Origin of the sequence: Occallatibacter sp. (genome assembly GCF_049802275.1) — a bacterium.
Classification (GTDB): domain Bacteria; phylum Acidobacteriota; class Terriglobia; order Terriglobales; family Acidobacteriaceae; genus Telmatobacter.
In genome coordinates, this window is record NZ_JBARMD010000759.1 from 1 (window position 1) to 3,839 (window position 3,839).

The 3,839-nt window shown below is 56.3% G+C and carries 5 protein-coding genes and 1 pseudogene; 3 read left to right on the forward strand and 3 right to left on the reverse strand.

Annotated features, from left to right (window positions below):
- Positions 1–697, forward strand: a pseudogene (locus tag WA354_RS25430) (response regulator); the annotation flags it as partial.
- Positions 698–834: 137 nt separating this feature from the next.
- Here the strand turns inward: WA354_RS25430 and WA354_RS25435 are convergent.
- The gene (locus tag WA354_RS25435; RefSeq protein WP_472815831.1) at positions 835–1,173 is read right to left on the reverse strand and encodes a histidine triad nucleotide-binding protein; all 339 of its coding nucleotides are present in this window, start codon (positions 1,171–1,173) and stop codon (positions 835–837) included.
- A 61-nt stretch (positions 1,174–1,234) separates the two neighbouring features.
- Entirely contained in the window at positions 1,235–1,528 is a 294-nt protein-coding gene (locus WA354_RS25440) for a hypothetical protein (protein WP_472815832.1), read from the reverse strand.
- Between the two features lie 237 nt (positions 1,529–1,765).
- Between WA354_RS25440 and WA354_RS25445 the strand changes: the two genes are divergently transcribed.
- Both WA354_RS25445 and WA354_RS25450 read left to right on the forward strand, forming a co-directional pair.
- Entirely contained in the window at positions 1,766–2,137 is a 372-nt protein-coding gene (locus tag WA354_RS25445; protein WP_472815833.1) for a response regulator, read from the forward strand.
- Positions 2,138–2,530: 393 nt separating this feature from the next.
- Positions 2,531–2,935, forward strand: a complete 405-nt coding sequence (locus WA354_RS25450) for a hypothetical protein (RefSeq protein ID WP_472815834.1) — start codon at positions 2,531–2,533, stop codon at positions 2,933–2,935.
- A gap of 249 nt (positions 2,936–3,184) precedes the next feature.
- Here WA354_RS25450 and WA354_RS25455 read toward each other — a convergent pair whose 3' ends face one another.
- Positions 3,185–3,691 (reverse strand): hypothetical protein, encoded by a 507-nt coding sequence (locus WA354_RS25455; protein ID WP_472815835.1) that lies wholly within the window; start codon positions 3,689–3,691, stop codon positions 3,185–3,187.
- Positions 3,692–3,839: the final 148 nt, after the last annotated feature.

Here is a 3,839-nt window from a genome sequence, read left to right on the forward strand (position 1 = left end):
GGGTTCGGGTCGCCACCGCAAGAAGAAGAAATTCTTCCAGCAGAAGAGCGGAGGCGCGCCGCAGCCGGGGCCCGGCAACAGTATTGCTCCGCAGCACAACGGCCGGCGCAAGGAAAGACAGCGAGGACCGCGGACGTTTGTGGGACCGATGGACCACAGCTATCGCATTGTGAACGGCAATGTCGCGGATGGACCTCCTTCGACGATTCCTACTTCAGGGAATGGGCACCATGGCGGCTACTACAACGATGTGAATGTCGGCGTAGCGAGTGTTCCTGTAAAAGCGGATGCGCCCACACGCATTTTCTGCTTTATCGACGATCTGTTCTTCCAGGCAAAAATCCAGGAGACGGCCAAGAAGCTGGGTATCAAGGTGGAGTTTGTGAAGGGCGAGAAAGAAACCGTCTCGCGGATCATAGATGCTCCCGAGGGTGAAAAGCCGACCCTGGTGGTCTTTGACCTGAACAATCTCAACGCAAAGCCCATGACCCTGATTCCGAAGTTCAAGACCAAGTTCAAAAAGGCGACTTCGATCATTGGATTCCTCAACCATCTGCAGGGCGATCTGAAGATGAAGGCCATCGAAGCAGGGTGCGACACTGTGATGCCGCGCTCCGCGTTCTCACAGAGCCTGCCCAACCTCCTGCGCCGGTATGGTCTGGAAGAGGAAGACGAAAACATTCCGCAGCCGATTTAGAGAGACGGGAACAACAGATAGGAAACGGGCACCGACGTTCGATTGTTGGTGCCTGTTTTATTAGTGTCGAGAATCGATACCAGCCAGCGCCTTGTTTGAGGCAAGCTCGCTGGTTTTTTTCTGCCCGGTTCGCCGCTTTATCCCGGCGGCCAGATCATCGGGCGGCCACCGAGCAGGTGGACGTGGATGTGCTCGACAGTTTGTCCGCCGTTTTCGCCGGTGTTGATCACGGTGCGGTAGCCCTGTGTGAGTCCTTTGGAACGCGCGATCTCAGCGGCCGCCCAGTGCAGGTGGCCGATCAGGGCGCTATGCTCCTTACCTGCATGAGCAATGGACGCAACATGCTGGCGCGGAACAATGAGGACATGTACGGGCGCCTGTGGATTTATGTCGGCGAAGGCATAGCACTGGTCGTCCTGGTAGATGGCTTTGGAAGGAATGCTTCCATCAATGATCCGGCAGAAAAGGCAGCTCATTTCGGGATCAGTCTACATGAAAGAACCCGAACCCACGCGGCCAAGCCGGTTTGTGGGTCGGTTAGCCCTTGCGAGAACGACTCTCCTTTCCCTTCGCTTCGTCTCTGGCATCGAGAAAGCGGTGGATCGCATGCGCCAGAGAGCGATTAAAGGTGCGCAAAGAGGTAAAAGGAACATCGACAAGCCGATGCTTGCCACCCCTTTCCATCAATTGGGCAACGCGACGGCCTTGATCGACATGCATGACGACGAATAAGCCGGTTTTGTCGGCAACCTGGACAATCTGGCCGAGCAACGGGATTCTCCTGGAACGACGATCCGATTGAATAACAATGCAGGAAATATCGGAACTCACTGAACACCTCAGCAAAGAGTGACTTCCGGCGACCCTCCTTTCAAGCGCAGTCGCACAAATCGAGGGATGCCCGCGATAAAGACGAGGTTGTTTATGCGGCATCGGTATCTGATTGATTTCGTTGACGAAATTATGTGATTGACGTAATCGCTCGTGTTCCCTGGGGAGTTATACATGCATCAAAGTGGTTAAACGTGTTGTGCTTTTCGCAACGGACGAGAACGAGGTAAGTCATCAATGTCAGCGGAATCGGACGGCTCCACGGTTCTGGTGGTCGACGATGACAAGATACTTGCGGACACGCTCGCTGACATCCTGAGAAAACACGGATACAGGCCTATCGCGCTCTATAGCGGAGAAGAGGCTCTTGAGCTGGCGCAGAGGTTTCGCCCCGACGTGATCCTCAGTGATATCCGCATGAGCCGTCTGGATGGAATTGAGGCGGCCACGCGTATCCGAGCTCTGCATCCGGGTTGCAGGGTGATTCTATTTACAGCTCACCCCGTTTCCATGGCAATGAGGCAGATGATTCACCGACTCGGATTTGAGCTTTTGCAGCGGCCGCTTCGCCCGGAGGATGTATTGAGGGCTCTTCAGAGAAAATCCTGAGGAGACAGCGAACTGGGAGCCCCATGTCCTCTGGAGTGCGCAGAGCGGGTCTTATGTGGTCCGCACAAGCTCTGGACGTAACTTTTGTGAGGATACCAAAGTGCCTTAACTTTAACCTCAACAGTGGATTGACTCCGGGCAAGAGCAGTCGTAGGGTCAATGCAGAGTGCACCGCATTGAGCAGGTGTTGGCTGCACTTTAACGCAAAAAGCCCATCCCAAAGGTGGGCTTTTTGCGCGCTGCGGATAGAATAGATTCAGCCCCCGAACCACTCAGCGCTGTTGCACGAGATACGACCTTTACAACGTTGGAGTTTGAACGTGCGGGGTCGTATTTCAGCTTCGTTGCAGGCGCGCCGCGTCTGGAACCTGGCGCATTTTTGAGGGGTCACACGTGGCAACTGCGGAACTTTTCCCTATCTACACTAAACTCAGCCAGAAAATCCTGCGGAGAACCAGGCGCCAGCGAGAGACAAGCGGCTACAGCGAGGTTGGCAGCTACCAGATCGTGGCCGGCCTTTGCCTGTTCTGGTTGGCGTTGCGCTGCCCGACGCACGCATGGACCTGGCCACGAGCCAACAACGAGGAGCACTTCGAAGGCTTCGACGCACATCAGACCTGCCACAAGTGCATGTCGCGGCGAATGTTCGATACGCGGAAGTGGCAAGCCGGGCTGGTGTATCGGCACACGATACGACCGGAGGCCGCAAGCGAGGCGTGTTCCGCCAGCTTCGGCAAGAAGGCGGAACCCTCCGCTTCTGGTTATTTTGTTGCCTGGATCAGGTCCTGGACGACGTAGAGCTGCGTTGTTGCGAGGGTACGCAGCTTTTCATAGCGCTCGAAGGGAACCTCTTCTTTCGTTTGGTCTCGGGCTGGTCGAACATGTATCCAGCAGTGCCAGTCTGAGGTTCGGTTTTGGAGTGCGGAGGAAGTAGAACGACCATACATTAAAGGTAAGGAGGCGGGAAGGCTAGTTTCTCTGCAAGGATGAGAGAGACAGAAATCTCCTGTGGGCCGACGGTGCATCGGCTTACGTCAACCGCGATATCTAATGCGCGGCCGAAGCGATAGTCGGGGCAACCGGGCACGCGCCGTAGTTCCGCTTGATCTGGTCGACCCTGAAGACTCCGGGGCCGGTGCTGTCTTTGGTCTTCTTGATTTTCGAACCGTGAATCTTGACCTTGTCGCCGGCCTTGATGCTGGCTGCGTCGCCTTCGAGCGAGTAGGTCTTCGCGTCGCTGGTCCGCAACTCGAGCCCGTTGGCGGCAGTGACAACGCATCCGGTGAGATTGTGATGGCTGTGGCTGATCTCTACCGGGACGATGATGGCCACGGCGATGACCGCGCCGATGCCGATTACAGCTCCGGCGAGTTCGGCGTTGGATGGGCCAATGTTGCCTGGAGGAGGGGGCGTTGTGCAACCGGTGGGCGATGAGGCACCCGTACAAAGCATAGCTATCATCGCAGCAAATGCAGCGATTCCCCAACGGCGTTTCAGGGATGGGTTCGGTTGTTGCGATTCGCGCGTGAGATCCGGCAACGAAGAATCGACCAAGGTGTCCTCCCAGCGTCGGCAGCTTCCAGTGACTACGGGTGGGCCCGGACAAAACTACGCCCTCCGCTGTGTATCTGCAACAACAGGGTTTGTTTAGTTCATGCGGGGACGATTCCCGGAAGTATGGGACCTCGCCGCGTCACACGCA